The organism is Gilvimarinus gilvus, from assembly GCF_030518155.1.
In the GTDB taxonomy this organism is placed as follows: Bacteria; Pseudomonadota; Gammaproteobacteria; order Pseudomonadales; family Cellvibrionaceae; genus Gilvimarinus; species Gilvimarinus gilvus.
Window position 1 is genome coordinate 1 of record NZ_JAULRU010000084.1, and the last position, 357, is coordinate 357.

Consider the following 357-nt stretch of genomic DNA (forward strand, 5'->3'; position numbering starts at 1 on the left):
AGCTGTGGACAAGATAATAAAAACTCTGATGCTGTAGAAAAACCAATCTATACTCTAAAAATTCAATCAGCAAATCCTTATGAGATTTATCTAAATGGAATGCCTGTTGAAAAATATTATTCTAATGAAAGTTCTAGTAGTGAAATTCCACTCAATGATTTCATTTTGGAAGGAGGAAATCAATTATTAGAAGTAGTTTTATTACCAAATAAAGATAAAACGGAAGTTGATAAATTAGGTATGGATAATTTTGAAGTTAAATTATATAAATATTCTGAAGGATTATCCAATATATCTAATGAAAATGGTCTATTATTAACAAGTATAGATTTTAAAAACGAACTAAAAGAATTACCC

Annotated in this window: 1 protein-coding gene; it reads left to right on the forward strand. The window is 26.1% G+C overall.

The genetic code is table 11. From position 1 onward, the window contains the following. A partial coding sequence (locus tag QWI17_RS00425; protein ID WP_302720525.1) for a hypothetical protein occupies positions 1-357 on the forward strand: 357 nt, incomplete at both ends.